We start from the raw sequence: 15,621 nt of genomic DNA on the forward strand, positions 1-15,621 counted from the left end.
AGACCGCCACGGCGATGCCGCGCCGCTGCGGAACCACAGCGAGGTATCGGCCACCAGCGCGAAAAGGTGGCCGAGGTGCCCAAGAGGCCGATGAAGACGCAATGCGCGGCCATGAAGGTCCAGATATCGGGCGCGTAGGAGGCGGCAATGAAGCCGCCGCCCAGGCACAGCCCGCCCAGGAACAGCGGGCGGGTGATGCCGGCGCGGTCGGCCATGCGGCCCATGAGCAGGCCGCCGACGCCTATCCCCAGCATGGTCAGGGTATAGGGCATCGAAGCCAGGCCGCGGTCGACGTAGTAATGTGCCTGCACATAGGGCAACACCACCGCGATCACGTACATGCCGCTGGCACCCACGATCATCAGGATCATGGTGATGCACAGGCGCATTACGGCGTAGGGGGAATCGACCTGGTGGGGGTCGGTGGATGCGGAGCTTGCGGGGGAGGATGGGGGCATGGAGGTCTCCTGATCATTTTTTTAATGGGGCGCAGCGACGCCCGCTTTTGCTCGGTTGGCAATTTCTTTGGCTGACTGCTAGCGATGAGCTTGATCCGATCAGCCTTGTTTCTCATCTTTTTTATAGGGATAGTAATCGAGGCAGATTCCCAGGCTTGCTTCGGCAAGGCGTCCCATCAGCGCAGGTTCAAGCTCAACGACGATATTGAAATCGCTGAAGAGTCCGACAAACAATTCGGCCCTTCCTCCTTCTGCACGAACTTTCCTGAAAAACACAGCTTGTTGGGAAAACGCTTCGATTTTCCGCGCTATCTCCTCTTCTACCCAAATGGTATCGGAGAGCACTGTTTTATTCGTTAGTCTTTCGGTCCAGTAGGAAAAATCATAGACACCTCCTAAAGGTTCTCCATGAATGGAGAAGCGAGGACTTCCCACAGTCCAACTGCGACTGGGCGTGCGCCCTATCGTTCTTGAAATCTCTTCGTGAGGCATATCTGGATGCCAAATCCGAAGGGAAATATCGTACTGATAGGCACAGGGATCTGGTTCTTGCTTTTTCATGATGACACCACGTTTTGGTTCAGAGGGTCGCTATCGGACTAAGCCGCTTTAGTCGAGAGCAGATTCCAACAGCTTTTGTGAGGCATCGCTGCAATCGCGGGGGGAGTTGCGCATGAACGCAGTTCGACAGAAATAACAGTAGAGAGAAAATCGACGGGTAAATTTTCATTTTGAATTTTCGTGATTACTTGAATTCTTAGTTCCGAATAAATGGGATTTCTGCTTCTGGCCGATTGCATTCCGGTAGCTTACTAAAAACTGTGACATCGCTACTCGTCGCAAAGATGAATGAGTTTCCGCTAAAGGAAAATCCAAATGTGTGAAAGTAACCAGACGCGATATGCAGACAGTCTGTTTGATGACCTTCTACGAAAGGTGATTTATAGGGGCCACAGAAGAACAGATCAGACTTAGGCCAGTTGGGAGCGGCGCTTTCCAGCGATTCTCCACGCTTGTTGGCACGAGGCAAACCACCACCAACTATGCCAGCTAGCTGTATTCGTTCATCTTTTAACGGGCCTATACCTTCACAAGTCAAGAACGATGCAGAATACCAATCGCCATCGATCTCGTCGTCGCGCGCGATTTTTTCCCCTCGCGTGCAATCGATCACTCCTCTGCCAGCGCTGGACACAACCAAAAGCAATTCTGATCGTTGCGAGAAGCCAACTTCGGTTAGACCTCCAACGGCGAATGTTCCCGTCTTTTGCCAACCGGGGGGACAAGCTTGAGATGAAATCTTCGACAACAACTGAATGAGTCTTGCACGATTGTGTTTTTCGTATTCGTTCATGAGGTAGCAACGCATTTTTCGTTACATGAAAGCCCGCTTTTGGCCGATTGCAGACTATTGATGGCGATCATAAGAGATAGAGATTCTTCCATAAAGCTTCGAAAGTCTCTTCTGAGATCACCGATGTCTCAAACTGAGTATCGTCATTGATTTCGTGAATTGGAGGAACCGGCAGCTCCCCAAGACGGGTATTTCCAGAAGTCCTGCTACCATCAGCAAAATCTAGGTGACCGCTGCGATACATCTCGATCTTGCGAACCTCGTATCGGTTCTCATCAAGCTCGCTATACAGTTCCACTGGCTCCGATTCTGAGCTGTGATGCCACTTCACTTTGATGTAATTTCCCAAGCCCCCCGTTGGAGTCGTTTCTCTAGAGCGTCTGCTTCTGACCGAAAGCGGCTATTTTCTAACTAATTTTCTGACGATACTCTCTACTGGATATCGATACCGAGTTTCCATCAGGATCTTTCGCGTTGGCGAACTGATACCCATTTGCCTGGTGAATAGTGCCGAAATGCAGACCTCTCTCCGCAGATTCTTCCTTGAATTTTTTAACATCGGAAACGCTGAATACCAGCTTGACTACCGCCTGCCCAAATCTTAGAGGCTGTTGCGAAATTATTTTAAAAGTTTTTTTAACCGGGTCCAGCAAATCAAGGCGCAAGCCAATGACAGGAAGGCTTCGTGGATATGAGCATAGCGTTCGTAACGAATCTTCAGGCGCCGAAACGAGTGCAGCCAAGCGATCGAGCGTTCGACCGGCCAACGGCTTTTACCAAGCCCGCTGCCATGGTGCGCGCCGATTTTTGCGAGCATCGGTTTGATGCCACGGGCTCGCAGGCGCTGACGGTGTTGATCAGAACTGTAGCCCCCGGTCACCTTGAACGATTTTCGGTTTGTGCAGAGGGCGTCCGCGCTTTCCTCGTATATGCGGAATGGTCTCGACCAGTGGGTCGAGCTGGGTCATGTCGTGGAGATTCGCACCGGTCAGGATGACCGCGAGCGGTATGCCTTGCGCATCGACGATGAGATGATGCTTGCTGCCAAGCTTGCGCCGGCCCGTGGGATTCGGGCCTGTTTTTTTTCGCACCAGCATGGCCCGAATCGACGAGCTATCGACGAGAGCACGCGTCAAATCGATTTCACCACGTCGACGTAGTTCCGCGAGGAGAGTCTCGTGTATGCGTTGCCACACGCCCGCTTTCTGCCAAGCGTCAAGTCGTCGCCAACAGGCTGTGCCCGAGCCGCAACCCATTTCCTGGGGGAGTAAGTTCCACGCGATACCCGAGCGCAAAACGAACACTATGCCAGTGAGCACCGCACGGTCGGGTATTGGTTTGCGACCTGCATACTGGCGATTGCGAGGCGCTCGCACGGGCAGAAGTGGTTCGATGAGTGACCACAATTCATCGTCGACAAGTTCTTTAGGCATCGCATCCCGTCAGGAAAAACAAGACAGGAAGTTAACATCAAGTCGCGAAAGTTAACAGCCTCAATATTTAATTTTGCAACAGCCTCTAAGACATTCTGCCCTGTCAAACTTCCTTAGCACTCATTTCATATTTCATCAATGGGCATGAGATGCGTTCTCGGGTTGATCGACCAGCTTTCGGTCTAACAGACAGTCGATGAACGCACCGAGAAGGGCTGGCCGATGCTGCCTGTTAGGATAGTAGAGGAACAAGCCTGGGCGCGAAATCGACCAGTCCGCCAAAACCTGAACCAGTCGTCCCTGCCTCAACAGTTCACTCACGCCATCGCGTTCGAAGTGATAAGCAATGCCAAGCCCACCAAGTGCTGCAGCGATGCCGATGTCAACATGATTCGTGATGATGGGACCGTCCACCGCAACCTCGAGTTGTTGACCTCGTTTCTTGAACTCCCAGCGATAGTGCCTGCCGTCCATCTGCAGACGCCAGTTGATGCATGTATGGTCATGCAAATCCTTGGGGGACCGCGGTACCCCTCGACGCGCGAGATAGTCTGGAGATGCCACGGCAACCATGTTCAGGTCCGGCGTGAGGCGGATAGCTACCATGTCTTTCTCGACTCTGTTACCCACGCGAATCCCCGCATCGAAGCGGCCAGCCACAATATCCGTCAGCGTATCGTCCACCACGATGTCGAGAACCACGTCAGGGTGCGCTTGATGGAAGCGCGCAAGCCGAGGCGCGATGATGGTTCTCGCAGCAATCCCCAGGGTGTTGATGCGTAGCCTGCCGCTCATCTGTCCTGTGGCCTCACTTGCTTGAGCAACAGCCGCAGCCATTTCCCGAAATAGCGGAGCCACACGCCTGTAGAGCAGTTCTCCATTGGCCGATGGCGCGACGCTTCGCGTCGTGCGATTCAGAAGGCGTGCGCCGATACGGTCTTCGAGCTGCCGGATGGTCTGGCTGAGCGCCGAGGGCGACAGACCCAGATGCTCTGCCGCCCGGACAAAGCTCTGGCGCTCCACAACGGCCACGAATGCTTTGAGTTCGTTAAATTCGGATCCACGCATTATGTACTTCCTGCTACATAGACCATGACGATTATATGATATTCACTAAATTCAGCCTGAGGCGCATCCTAATGCCTTTACTGATCGCATGGAGCCAACAACGTGAACACCTTGCCTCTTCCTGAACCCATCGCCGCGTACTTCGCGGCCGAACATGAGCCTGCAGCCCTGGCACAGTGCTTCACGGCGCACGCTGTCATGAAGGATGACGGTCACACCTATACGGGAGTCGACGCCATCACGACCTTCTTGGCCAAGGCATGGGCCAAGTACCGTGCGACGAGCTTGCCGTTCGCCATCGAGCGGGAGGACAGCGTCCAACTCGTGCGCGCCAACGTCACCGGCAACTTCCCTGGCAGCCCGATTGTCATGTCTTACCGCTTTCGCCTGGAACGTGGCCTGATCGCATCGTTGGAGATCACGACATGAGCTTTGACCTTCACCTCAACGGCCTGCGGGCTGTGGTTACCGGCGGCACGCAGGGCCTTGGCGCAGCAGTCGTGAAAACCCTTGCGCAAGCAGGCGCAAGGGTGGCGACATCGGCTCGTAGCTTGCCTCTGCAGTCTGTCGAGGGCGTCACCTACGTCGCTGCTGACCTGTCCACAGCGGAGGGCACGCGTCACTTTTCCCAGACAGTCTTGAAGGATTGGGGCGGCGTCGACATCCTGATCAACGCACTCGGCGGATCAAAGACACCCGGCGGTGGCTTCGCTGCAATCAGTGATGAGCACTGGTTCGCCGAATTCAATCTGAACCTGATGCCTGCCGTACGCATGGATCGTGCACTGCTGCCCAACATGCTGGCCCAAGGGTCGGGGGTCATCATTCACGTCAGCTCTATCCAGCGTGTGCTGCCTTTGCCCGAATCAACGACCGCCTACGCCGCTGCAAAAGCAGCCCTCACGACCTACAGCAAGTCACTGGCAAGAGAGGTGACATCCAAGGGTGTTCGCGTCCTCAGCGTTGCACCTGGCTGGATCGAGACCGAGGCTTCGGTCGCATTTACGCAGCGCACGGCTGCACACGCCGGAACAGACTACGAGGGCGGCAAGAAGATCATCATGGATTGGCTGGGAGGAATTCCCGTGGGTCGCCCCGCAAAGCCACAAGAGGTCGCCGATTTGATCGCTTTCCTGGCGTCCCCGCGATGCGCGTCGATCACCGGAACCGAATATCGAATAGACGGCGGTACTGTTCCTACCGTGTAAGCAGGCGCAGCGAGCGGCGCTCAGTCCACGTGATAAAGATGCACCGGCCGAAACCCCAATCGCTCCTTGTGACGCGCAATCTTCTGCAGCATCAGCAGCCCCTCTTCATGCCCGGCCACCACCACGCGGCGTACCGCGCTGCGGCCTTCGATGCCATCCCAGGCTTGCGTCAAGACCCAGTCGCCCAGCAGGTCCTGCACCAGGTCCACCGTGAAGATGGCGCGCGTCTTGCCGTCGGTGAAGTGCAGGCGCGTGGCCACGGTCACGGGCAGTGCATGGGTGACGTGGTCAGCGGAATCGATCATGGCTAAAGCAGGGCTACGGAACGGCGGGCGTGGATGATAGCAGGACGGCTGGGGAATACAAGGACCAGCGGCAAAGATGAAACAGACCATCCGGCGCAAGGCCGGACGGTCTTTGCGTAAATCATTTACAGATTAGGCGCCAGCCAGCGTTCCACATCTTCCTTGGGCACATGGCGGCGTTGCGCCATATCGATGACCTGATCTTCACCGATCTTGCCGACCACGAAGTACTTCGATTGCGGATGGGCGAAGTAGAAGCCGGACACCGAAGCACCGGGGAACATGGCATAGGACTCGGTCAACTGCATCCCGATCTCGTCGCATTGCATGACGCGGAAGGCGTCAGCCTTGACGGTGTGCTCGGGGCAAGCCGGATAGCCGGGTGCGGGACGGATGCCGAGGTATTTTTCCTTGATGAGCTCGGCGCTGTTCAAGTTCTCATCAGCCGCATAGCCCCACAAGTCCTTGCGCACGCGCTCATGCAGGTATTCAGCGAAGGCTTCGGCCAAGCGGTCGGCCAGGGCCTTGAGCATGATGGAAGAGTAATCGTCATGCGCATCCTCGAAGCGCTTTTCGTATTTCTCGATGCCCAGACCTGCGGTCACGGCAAACATGCCGATGTAATCCGGCACGCCCGAGTCCTTCGGGGCGATGAAGTCCGACAGGCACTGGTTGGGACGGGCCACGCCATCGACCACCGGCTTTTCGGTCTGCTGACGCAGGCCGTAGTAGGTGAAGGCGACCTGGCTGCGGCTGTCGTCGGTGTAGATCTCGATGTCGTCGTCGTTGACGGTGTTGGCCGGCAAGAGCGAGATGACGCCATTGGCGGTGAGCCAGCGGCCATCGATGATCTTCTTCAACATGGCCTGGGCTTCCTGGAACACCTTGGTGGCGGCTTCGCCCACGACTTCATCGGTGAGGATCGCAGGGTAAGGACCGGCCAGGTCCCAGGTCTGGAAGAACGGGCCCCAGTCGATGTAGTTGGCCAGCAAACCCAGGTCCACATTCTTGAACAGGCGGCGGCCGATGAACTTGGGCTTGACCGGGGCGAACTCCAGCTTGGTCTTGTTGGCACGGGCAGCGGCCAGCGACAGCATGGGCGCGGCCTTCTTGCTGGCGTGCTGTTCGCGGATGCGGTCGTAGTCGGCGTTCAGTTCAGCCACGTACTGGGTCTTCTGTTCGTCGGCCAGCAACGATTGCGCCACCGCGACGGCGCGCGAGGCGTCCGGCACGTAGACCACCGGGCCTTCGTAATTGGGGGCGATCTTGACCGCCGTGTGCGCACGCGAGGTGGTGGCGCCGCCGATCATCAGCGGCATCTTGAGACCCGCAAAATACGGATCGCGCTGCATTTCCTTGGCCACGTAGGCCATCTCTTCCAGCGACGGGGTGATCAGGCCTGAGAGGCCGATGATGTCGGCCTTCTCTTCCTTGGCCTTGGCCAGGATCTCGGCGCAGGGCACCATCACGCCCATGTTGACCACTTCGAAGTTGTTGCACTGGAGGACCACGGTGACGATGTTCTTGCCGATGTCGTGGACGTCGCCCTTGACGGTGGCAATGACGATCTTGCCCTTGGGCTTGGCGACTTCGCCAGTGGCGATTTCGAGCTGGCGCTTTTCTTCTTCGATGAAGGGGATCAGGTGCGCCACCGCCTGTTTCATCACGCGCGCCGACTTGACCACCTGCGGCAAGAACATCTTGCCCTGGCCGAACAGGTCACCGACCACGTTCATGCCATCCATCAGCGGACCTTCGATGACGTGGATGGGGCGGCCACCATCGGCGGCGATCTGCTGGCGCACCTCTTCGGTGTCTTCCACGATCCACTGCGTGATGCCGTGCACCAGCGCATGCGAGAGGCGCTTGGCCACCGGCAGGTTGCGCCATTCGAGGGTGGCTTCTTCCTTCTTGTCGCCGGCCTTGAGCGTCGCGGCGTATTCGATCATGCGCTCGGTGGCGTCTTCACGGCGGTTCAGCACCACGTCTTCGACACGCTCGCGCAGTTCGGCCGGCAGGTCGTCATAGACGCCGATCATGCCGGCATTGACGATGCCCATGGTCATGCCGGCCTTGATGGCGTGATACAGGAAGACGGTATGGATCGCTTCGCGCGCCGGGTCATTGCCGCGGAAGCTGAAGGACACGTTGGAGACACCGCCGCTGATCTTGGCGTAGGGCAGATTCTGGTGGATCCAGCGGGTGGCTTCGATGAAGTCCACCGCGTAGTTGTTGTGCTCCTCGATGCCGGTGGCGACCGCGAAGATGTTGGGGTCGAAGATGATGTCTTCGGGCGGGAAGTCCAGCTTGTCCACCAGCAGGCGATAAGCGCGTTCGCAGATCTCGATCTTGCGGGCGAAGGTGTCGGCCTGCCCCACTTCGTCGAAGGCCATGACGATGACGGCAGCGCCATAGCGGCGGCACAGCTTGGCTTCGCGCAGGAATTTCTCTTCGCCTTCCTTCATCGAGATGGAGTTGACGATGGACTTGCCCTGCACGCATTTCAGCCCCGCCTCGATCACTTCCCACTTGGAAGAATCGATCATGATGGGCACGCGGGCGATGTCGGGTTCGGAAGCGATCAGGTTGAGGAAGCGCGTCATGGCGGCGACCGAGTCGAGCATCGCCTCATCCATGTTGATGTCGATGATCTGGGCGCCGTTCTCGACCTGCTGGCGCGCCACCGCCAGGGCTTCGTCGTACTGTTCGTTGAGGATCAGGCGGGCGAAGGCCTTGGAACCGGTGACGTTGGTGCGCTCGCCGACGTTCACGTACAGCGAATCGTCATTGATGGTGAAGGGCTCCAGGCCCGACAGGCGCATCTCATGCGTGGGCTCGGGAAGCTTGCGCGGGGCGATCTTGGCGACCGTCTCGGCAATGGCCTTGATGTGCGGTGGCGTGGTGCCGCAGCAGCCACCGGCAACGTTGACGAAACCGCTCTCGGCGAATTCCTTCAACAGCGCCGAGGTGACATCGGGGGTTTCATCGAAGCCGGTGTCGCTCATCGGATTGGGCAGGCCGGCATTGGGATAGATGCAGACGTAGGTGTCGGCGATCTTGGACAGCTCTTCCGCATAGGGACGCATGAGCGCCGCGCCCAGTGCGCAATTCAGGCCCACGGTCAGCGGGCGTGCATGGCGGATGGAGTTCCAGAAAGCCGTCACGGTCTGGCCCGAGAGGATGCGGCCGGAGGCATCCGTCACGGTGCCGGAGATCATGATGGGCAGGCGCTTGCCGCTTTCCTCGAAGAAGGTATCGATGGCAAACAGCGCGGCCTTGCAGTTGAGCGTATCGAAGATGGTCTCGACCAGCAGCACGTCGGCCCCGCCTTCGACCAGGGCGCGAGTCTGCTCCAGGTAGGCCGTGACCAGTTGATCGAAGGTGACGTTGCGGGCGGCCGGGTCGTTGACGTCCGGCGAGATCGAGGCGGTCTTGGGCGTGGGGGCCGAGGGCGCCGGCCACGAAGCGCGGCTTGTCCGGGGTCGCGTACTTGTCGCAGGCGGCGCGCGCCAGGCGGGCCGACTCCAGGTTCATCTCGTAGACCAGATGCGCCATGTGGTAGTCGTCCTGGGCCACGCTGGTGGCGCCGAAGGTATTGGTCTCGATCAGGTCGGCGCCGGCGGCCAGGTATTGCTCGTGGATTTCCTGGATGATGTGCGGCTGGGTCAGCGAGAGCAGTTCATTGTTGCCCTTGACGAAGAGTTCCTTGCCGGGAACGCTGAAGTCGGCAAAACGCTGGCCACGGTAATCCTCTTCGGTCAGCTTGTAGCGCTGGATCATGGTGCCCATGGCGCCATCGAGGATGAGGATGCGCTGCGACATCAGGTCGCGCAGCAGCAATTCGGTCTGGCACAGTTCGTTCGGCTTCATCTGGCGTTTTTCTCTGGTTACGGCAACAATGCGGACCTGGGATGTCGCAGCCGGCAAGCTGCGACAAAAAAAACGGTCAGGCAAAGACCGGTTTGGCAGGCAAAAAGTGACATAAATTATACGCGAAAGCCCCCACCACCCCGCGGCGGACGGCCTTGCCAAGCGGCTCTCGTTGCAATCCGTTAACTATTTCTTCATATCGATGCCAGACCACGCCCCCATCCTGATCCTGACCGCCCTGGCAAGTGAACTCAATGCCGCCGCTGCGCCAGCGGGCGTACAGGTGCTCTATTGCGGCGTCGGCAAGGTCAATGCCGCGCTGCACGCCACCCAGGCCATCCTGACCCATCGCCCGCGCGCGATCATCAATTTCGGCACGGCCGGCAAGATTGATCCCCTGCATGATGGCTTGCTGGAAGTGGCCGCCGTGCTCCAGCGCGACATGGACACCACGCCCCTGGCGCCGCGTGGCGTGACGCCGCTGATGGACCAGGTACAACAGCCGGTGCGGCTGGAATCGGGCTATCCGGGCGTGCTGTGCGGCACCGGCGACAGCTTCGTGACGGCGGCCGATGACTGGCTGCTGGAGCAGAAGGTCGATCTGGTGGATATGGAATTGTTTGCCATCGCCCGCGTCTGCCGTCACTTCGGCGTGCCGTGGCGCGCCTTCAAGTTCATCACCGACGGCGCCAATGACGATGCCGCCGATGACTGGCAGTCACGCGTGCACCTGGGCGAAGAATTGTTCTGGCGCCATCTGCCGCACGTGCTCAAGCAGATCGGCTGAGGCCGGCCAGCGCAACGGCTCAGTCCAGACGCCCACCTTCCATCGGGAATCCCTTCAGGAATTCCGCCGCCGGCAGGCGCTTGCCGCCCGGCTTCTGCAATTCGGTCAGCAGCAGCGCGCCCTCGCCACAGGCCACCACGATGCCGGCCTGGGCATCGGCTGAGAGCACCTGGCCAGGCTCGCCCTGCTGGGCCACCTTGACCGGACGCGCTTGCCACAGCTTGACCACGGTGTCGCCGAAGCGGCCAGTGGCACCGGGGAAGGGATTGAAGGCGCGGATGCGGCGTGCAAGTTGTTCGGCGCTCTGGCTGAAGTCCAGCGCCGCTTCTTCCTTGGCGATCTTGGCGGCGTAGTTGGCGCCCTGTTCGGGCTGCGGTGTAGCGGGCAGCTCGCCGCGCTCCAACTTGTCCAGCGCCTCCACGATCATCTTGCCGCCCAGCGCGGCCAGCTTGTCATGCAGGCTACCGGTGGTGTCGTCCTCCTGGATGGGCAGGCTTTCGATCAACATCATGGGGCCGGTGTCGAGCCCCTCTTCCATCTGCATGATGGTGATGCCGGTCTCGCTGTCGCCGGCTTCGATGGCGCGATGGATGGGTGCGGCGCCGCGCCAGCGCGGCAAGAGCGAGCCGTGGATGTTGATGCAGCCGTAGCGCGGGATGTCCAGCACGCTGCGCGGCAGGATCAAGCCATAGGCGGCCACCACCATGACGTCATGCGGGGTCGATTGCAACAGCGCGTGGGCTTCTTGCGCCACGTCCGGGTATTTGCCGTTCAGGCGCAGGGATACCGGTTGCGCCACCGGGGAGCCGTGCTTGAGGGCGCATTGCTTCACGGCCGAGGCCTGTAGCTGCATCCCGCGTCCGGCGGGGCGATCCGGCTGGGTCAGCACCAGGGTGATCTGGTGGCCGGCAGCGTACAGTGCTTCGAGCGCCACGGCGGCGAATTCCGGCGTGCCGGCAAAAATGATCTTCATGAAAAACTCCAGATGCGGCGCGAGCCGCCACGGTTACAGATTGCGTTTCTTGTGCGGGGCGCGGGCGAAGGCCATATCGTACAGCCAGTTCGGCAGCAGCCTGAGCAGCTTGGCCACCACGCCCATCTGCCAGGGAATGACGCGATAGCTGACACCCTCGGCGATGCTCTGTACCGCACGCTGGGCAAAGCGTTCGACCGGCATCAGGAACGGCATCCGGTAGCTGTTCACGCGGGTCATGGGGGTGTCGATGTAGCCGGGGGCGATGGTCACCACCTTGATGCCGGAAGCGTTCAACTCCACCCGCAGCGATTCGCAATAGCTGATGACGGCGGCCTTGGAGGCACTGTAAGCGCCGGCGCCCGGCAGTCCGCGGATGCCGGCTACGCTGCCGATACCGACCAGCCGGCAGCGACGGCGCTGGGCCTGCGGTTGCGCCTTCATGCGCGCCACGAAGGGCGTGAAGGTGGCGAAGGTGGCCGTGACATTGACCGCCAGGATACGCTCGAAGGCGGCCAGATCTTCCTGGTATTCGGTCAGCGTGCCTTGCGAGATGCCGGCGTTGGCGATGACCACATCGGCCATCCCGAACTCGGCCATGAAGGCTTCAGCGGCGGCCGCCAGGGCGGCATGATCTGTGACGTCCAGTACATAGATGCGATGGCGCTCAGGATGCGGCAGGCTGGCGCGCAAGGCTTCCAGTTCGGCGGCGCGACGGGCCACCAGGCCCAGCACGGCGCCGCGGCTGGCATAGGCCGAGGCCAGGGCCATGCCGATGCCACTGGAGGCACCGGTCAGGAAGACGCGTTCCTGGGTTGCAACGACGGGGAGGGTGGACATGCCTGCTCCTGAAGAGATATGAACAATTAGAACTCATTTCATCAATAGGCGTGAGTGCGAGCGAGTCCCGTTTGGGATGAAGTGCAAGGCGCGAATTTGGGTCAAGACTGGGCGTCTTGACCCAAATTCGTAACGCAGCAATTCGCCCAAACGGGCCGCTCCCTTCGGGTTCTGCTCAGAAAGGGCGCTGGCCGCGTTGCGCTCCTTGCGTGTGGCACCGCCACACGACGCGTCGCGCGCCTTGCCAGCGCCCTTTCTGAGCAGAACGCATCTCACGCCTATTGATGAAATGAGTTCTAGAACATCCGGGCGCCAATGAAAACGGCCCGCGGCCTTGCGGACGCGGGCCGTTCAAGACAGGTGAAGCTTATTTCTTTTTAGCGGCAGTGCTGCCAGCGGCCTTCTCAGCCGCGACCTTGGCAATGAGGTGATCCATCACCTGCAAGGCGGCGGCTTGCTGCATCGATTCGGGCTGGTTGGCCAGGGCCACGCCGACCACGGCCGGCGAAGTCACGTAGCGGCCATCGATGGCGATCATCGGCACGCCATCGACCTTGTAGGCTTCCTGCAGCTGGGCGGCGCGGCGGGCCTTGGTCTGGATGCCGAAGGAGTTGTACAGGTCGAGGAATTTCTGCTTGTCCAGGCCGATCTTTTCGATATAGGCCAGGATGGTCTTGTCGGTGTTGATGCGCTCACCATCAACGTGGATGGCGCGGAAGATCTTGGGGGTCAGCTCTTCGGCTTTGCCCATGGCTTCCAGGGTGTAGTAGAGCTTCTGCTGCGGCACGAAGGTATCGCGGAAGGCCACCGGCACCTTCTTGAAGTTGATCTTGTCGCCCTGCTTCTTGACCCAGGCCGTCAGCGACGGATCCCAGGCTGCGCAGTGCGGGCAGTCGTACCAGAAGAATTCGATGACTTCGACCTTGTTGCCGGAGTCGGTGGGCTGGGCCTGCTCCAGCACACGGTAGTCGCTGCCCACTTGCGGATTGGCCGGCGAGGCCGAGGCGCCGACGCTGGCAGTCAGGGCCAGCAGGCCGAAGCTGACCGCAGCCAGCAACTTTTGATGAAAACGCATGGTATTACCCTCTCTGATGGATAGTCGGTGGGAGCGGCCACTGGCCGTTCCGCGCCCGTCGTGCCGGTCGGTTATCCCCTGCCGCCGGCATCTACGGTGCAATCTGGTTTATTTGGGAATGCGCACGATGGCGGCATCGACCCCGTTATCGGACAACTTGCTGCGCGTGCGGTTCATCGCCTCGGCATGTTCGAAGGGACCGATGCGCACCCGGTACAGCACGCCACTGTCGGCGCTGCGTTCGGTGACCTTGGCCTCGAAGCCCAGCAGGGCCAGCTTGGCGCGGGCACTTTCGGCATCGGCCTGGTCGCGGAAGGCGCCGGTCTGCAGGAAGTAGGTCCACTTGTCATCGTTGGTGTCGTTCTTGGCGGCCGAGGCCGATGGCGTGGTGGCCGCAGGCTTGCTAGCGGTCTCGGCCGTCTTGGTCTCGGCAGGTTTGCTCGGCGCGGTGGCCGGCGGTGTGCTGGCTGGCGGGGCTTGCGGGGCCGGCGCCACCGGTGGCACCGGCTGGGCAGTGGCGGTGTTGGGCGGGACCGGGGTCTGCGACTGCTGCTGGTCGCGCGCAGCGTCGCGGGCGATGTCGCGGTTACCGTAGAGCGGACGGTTGGGGTCGGCCGCCTGGGCCGGGGTCGGGTCGGTGCGCTCGGGGCGCGTGACCTTGTTGACGAAGGGGATGGGCGACTTGGTGATCATCAATGCCACACCCACGGCGATCCCCAGGCCGACGATCAAACCCAGGATGAGGCCGAGCAGCGTACCGCCGGCCTGCTTGTGATATTTCGCGTTCAACGGTTTCACGTTTCTCTTTAGCTGCTTGTTTTAGCTTGTTTTACATTCTGGCCGGAGCCGATACGCCCAACAGTGCCAGGCCATTGCGCAGCACCTGGCGGGTGGCGGACAACAGCGCCAGGCGTGCAGACCTGGTTGGGACATCGTCGACCAGCACGCGTTCCGCATTGTAGTAGCTATGCAGTTCGCCTGCCAGATCGCGCAGGTAGAAGGCGACCTGGTGCGGTCCCAGCTCCTGCAGGGCGTGCGCCAGCATGTCCGGGTACTCGGCCAGCTTGGCCAAGAGCGAGGCTTCACGCGGGGCGGTCAGGAGCGACAGGTCGGCGCTGGTCTTGAGCGCCTCTTCATCCACCCCCGACTTGCCCAGCACGGTGCAGATGCGGGCGTGCGCATACTGGACGTAGTAGACCGGGTTTTCATCGGACTGCGCCAGCGCCAGGTCGACGTCGAAGACGAACTCGGTATCGGCCTTGCGCGAGATGAGGAAGAAGCGCACCGCATCGCGGCCGCGCGTCAAGTCGCGTTCCTGGCCTTCGACCGGCTCACCGGCCGACCATTCGATCAGGTCGCGCAGGGTGACGTAGGAACCGGCGCGCTTGGAAATCTTGACCTCTTCGCCATTGCGCATGACGGTGACCATCTTGTGCAGCACGTAGTCGGGATAACCCTGCGGGATGCCCACGCCCACGGCCTGCAGGCCGGCGCGCACGCGGGCGATGGTGCCGTGGTGGTCGCTGCCCTGGATATTGATGACCTTGCCGTAGCCGCGCTGCCATTTGTTGATGTGATAGGCGACGTCGGGCACGAAGTAGGTATAGGTGCCATCGGTCTTCTTCATGACGCGATCCTTGTCGTCGCCATAGTCGGTGGTGCGCAGCCACAGTGCGCCATCCTGCTCGTAGGTCTTGCCGGCGGCGACCAGCGCGTCCACGGCGGCGGCCACCTTGCCGTCGGCGTAGAGCGAGGATTCCAGATAGTAATTGTCGAACTTCACGCCGAAGGCTTGCAGGTCGAGGTCTTGCTCGTGGCGCAGATAAGCCACGGCGAAGCGACGGATCGATTCGATGTCTTCGACCTTGCCGCTGCCGGTCACCGGTTCGCCATCGCTGGCCGAAACGGTCTTCTGGTCCAGGAAGTCGCGTGCGATATCGGCGATGTAGTCGCCGTTGTAGGCCGACTCGGGCCACTCGGCGTCACCCGGCTTGAAACCGCGCGCACGCGCCTGCACCGAGGTGGCCAGCGTAGCGATCTGCACGCCGGCATCGTTGTAGTAGAACTCGCGCAGCACCTCAAAGCCCTGCACTTCCAAGAGTGACGACAGCGCATCGCCCAGCGCCCCCTGGCGACCATGGCCCACATGCAGCGGACCGGTGGGGGTTGGCGGAGACGAACTCGACCAATACCTTCTGGCCGGCACCGGCCGTGCCACGGCCGAAAGCCTCGCCCTGTTCGTGGATCACC

13 protein-coding genes and 3 pseudogenes are annotated in these 15,621 nt (G+C 60.4%); 3 read left to right on the forward strand and 13 right to left on the reverse strand.

The genetic code is table 11. The annotated features are described in order from the left end of the window. From I5W_RS03525 to I5W_RS03545, 6 genes and pseudogenes are all read right to left on the reverse strand, one after another. Positions 1–458, reverse strand: a pseudogene (locus tag I5W_RS03525) (MFS transporter); the annotation flags it as partial. A 99-nt stretch (positions 459–557) separates the two neighbouring features. Further along, on the reverse strand, positions 558–1,019 hold the full coding sequence (locus I5W_RS30970; RefSeq protein ID WP_148289026.1) for a hypothetical protein: 462 nt from the start codon (positions 1,017–1,019) through the stop codon (positions 558–560). Between the two features lie 196 nt (positions 1,020–1,215). Beyond that, on the reverse strand, positions 1,216–1,812 hold the full coding sequence (locus I5W_RS30975; RefSeq protein ID WP_148289027.1) for a hypothetical protein: 597 nt from the start codon (positions 1,810–1,812) through the stop codon (positions 1,216–1,218). 67 nt (positions 1,813–1,879) lie between these two features. Then, positions 1,880–2,143: a DUF6881 domain-containing protein gene (locus I5W_RS03535; protein WP_374702113.1), complete on the reverse strand. Its 264-nt coding sequence runs from the start codon at positions 2,141–2,143 to the stop codon at positions 1,880–1,882. A 288-nt stretch (positions 2,144–2,431) separates the two neighbouring features. Continuing rightward, positions 2,432–3,245, reverse strand: a protein-coding gene (locus I5W_RS29360; RefSeq protein WP_085946764.1) for an IS5 family transposase whose coding sequence is annotated in 2 segments (ribosomal slippage) — positions 2,432–2,683 and positions 2,685–3,245 — 813 coding nt in all. Because the reading frame shifts where the segments join, the coding sequence is not laid out codon by codon here. A 135-nt stretch (positions 3,246–3,380) separates the two neighbouring features. Then, entirely contained in the window at positions 3,381–4,313 is a 933-nt protein-coding gene (locus tag I5W_RS03545) for a LysR family transcriptional regulator (protein ID WP_017449797.1), read from the reverse strand. 102 nt (positions 4,314–4,415) lie between these two features. On the opposite strand from I5W_RS03545, the gene I5W_RS03550 reads away from it, so the two are divergent. Next, entirely contained in the window at positions 4,416–4,742 is a 327-nt protein-coding gene (locus tag I5W_RS03550) for a nuclear transport factor 2 family protein (RefSeq protein WP_013236270.1), read from the forward strand. Further along, the gene (locus I5W_RS03555; protein WP_044528201.1) at positions 4,739–5,521 is read left to right on the forward strand and encodes an SDR family oxidoreductase; all 783 of its coding nucleotides are present in this window, start codon (positions 4,739–4,741) and stop codon (positions 5,519–5,521) included. The genes I5W_RS03550 and I5W_RS03555 overlap by 4 nt, the downstream gene beginning before the upstream one ends. 20 nt (positions 5,522–5,541) lie before the next feature. Here I5W_RS03555 and I5W_RS03560 read toward each other — a convergent pair whose 3' ends face one another. Beyond that, on the reverse strand, positions 5,542–5,826 hold the full coding sequence (locus I5W_RS03560) for a WGR domain-containing protein (protein WP_044528202.1): 285 nt from the start codon (positions 5,824–5,826) through the stop codon (positions 5,542–5,544). A 125-nt stretch (positions 5,827–5,951) separates the two neighbouring features. Next, positions 5,952–9,696 (reverse strand): annotated as a pseudogene (gene metH, locus I5W_RS03565) (methionine synthase). Between the two features lie 202 nt (positions 9,697–9,898). Between metH and I5W_RS03570 the strand changes: the two are divergent. Continuing rightward, positions 9,899–10,483 carry a phosphorylase family protein gene (locus I5W_RS03570; RefSeq protein ID WP_044528203.1) on the forward strand — a complete coding sequence of 195 codons (585 nt, stop codon included), beginning with the start codon at positions 9,899–9,901 and terminating at the stop codon, positions 10,481–10,483. Between the two features lie 19 nt (positions 10,484–10,502). On the opposite strand, the gene fmt is transcribed toward I5W_RS03570, so the two are convergent. The 5 genes and pseudogenes from fmt to argS all read right to left on the reverse strand — a co-directional run. Continuing rightward, positions 10,503–11,456 (reverse strand): methionyl-tRNA formyltransferase, encoded by a 954-nt coding sequence (fmt, locus tag I5W_RS03575; protein WP_044528204.1) that lies wholly within the window; start codon positions 11,454–11,456, stop codon positions 10,503–10,505. Positions 11,457–11,489: 33 nt separating this feature from the next. Further along, positions 11,490–12,296 carry an SDR family oxidoreductase gene (locus tag I5W_RS03580; RefSeq protein WP_044528205.1) on the reverse strand — a complete coding sequence of 269 codons (807 nt, stop codon included), beginning with the start codon at positions 12,294–12,296 and terminating at the stop codon, positions 11,490–11,492. A 367-nt stretch (positions 12,297–12,663) separates the two neighbouring features. Continuing rightward, positions 12,664–13,371, reverse strand: coding sequence for a thiol:disulfide interchange protein DsbA/DsbL (locus I5W_RS03585; protein ID WP_044528206.1), 708 nt, complete (start codon positions 13,369–13,371; stop codon positions 12,664–12,666). A gap of 108 nt (positions 13,372–13,479) precedes the next feature. Next, a complete protein-coding gene (locus I5W_RS03590) occupies positions 13,480–14,169 on the reverse strand; it encodes an SPOR domain-containing protein (RefSeq protein ID WP_017449805.1) in 690 nt (229 codons plus the stop codon). A gap of 31 nt (positions 14,170–14,200) precedes the next feature. After that, a pseudogene (gene argS, locus I5W_RS03595) lies at positions 14,201–15,621 on the reverse strand (arginine--tRNA ligase); the annotation flags it as partial.

Origin of the sequence: Herbaspirillum sp. B65, from assembly GCF_000333555.1 — a bacterium.
GTDB classification, from domain to species: Bacteria; Pseudomonadota; Gammaproteobacteria; order Burkholderiales; family Burkholderiaceae_D; genus Herbaspirillum; species Herbaspirillum rubrisubalbicans.

Bases quoted from the DNA above. Each gene is read 5' to 3' on its own strand.
- I5W_RS03580 (WP_044528205.1), bottom strand. From the start codon at position 12,296: ATGTCCACCCTCCCCGTCGTTGCAACCCAGGAACGCGTCTTCCTGACC.
- I5W_RS03555 (WP_044528201.1), top strand. From the start codon at position 4,739: ATGAGCTTTGACCTTCACCTCAACGGCCTGCGGGCTGTGGTTACCGGC.
- I5W_RS03560 (WP_044528202.1), bottom strand. From the start codon at position 5,826: ATGATCGATTCCGCTGACCACGTCACCCATGCACTGCCCGTGACCGTG.
- I5W_RS03570 (WP_044528203.1), top strand. From the start codon at position 9,899: ATGCCAGACCACGCCCCCATCCTGATCCTGACCGCCCTGGCAAGTGAA.
- I5W_RS03545 (WP_017449797.1), bottom strand. From the start codon at position 4,313: ATGCGTGGATCCGAATTTAACGAACTCAAAGCATTCGTGGCCGTTGTG.
- I5W_RS30975 (WP_148289027.1), bottom strand. From the start codon at position 1,812: ATGAACGAATACGAAAAACACAATCGTGCAAGACTCATTCAGTTGTTG.
- I5W_RS30970 (WP_148289026.1), bottom strand. From the start codon at position 1,019: ATGAAAAAGCAAGAACCAGATCCCTGTGCCTATCAGTACGATATTTCC.
- fmt (WP_044528204.1), bottom strand. From the start codon at position 11,456: ATGAAGATCATTTTTGCCGGCACGCCGGAATTCGCCGCCGTGGCGCTC.
- I5W_RS03585 (WP_044528206.1), bottom strand. From the start codon at position 13,371: ATGCGTTTTCATCAAAAGTTGCTGGCTGCGGTCAGCTTCGGCCTGCTG.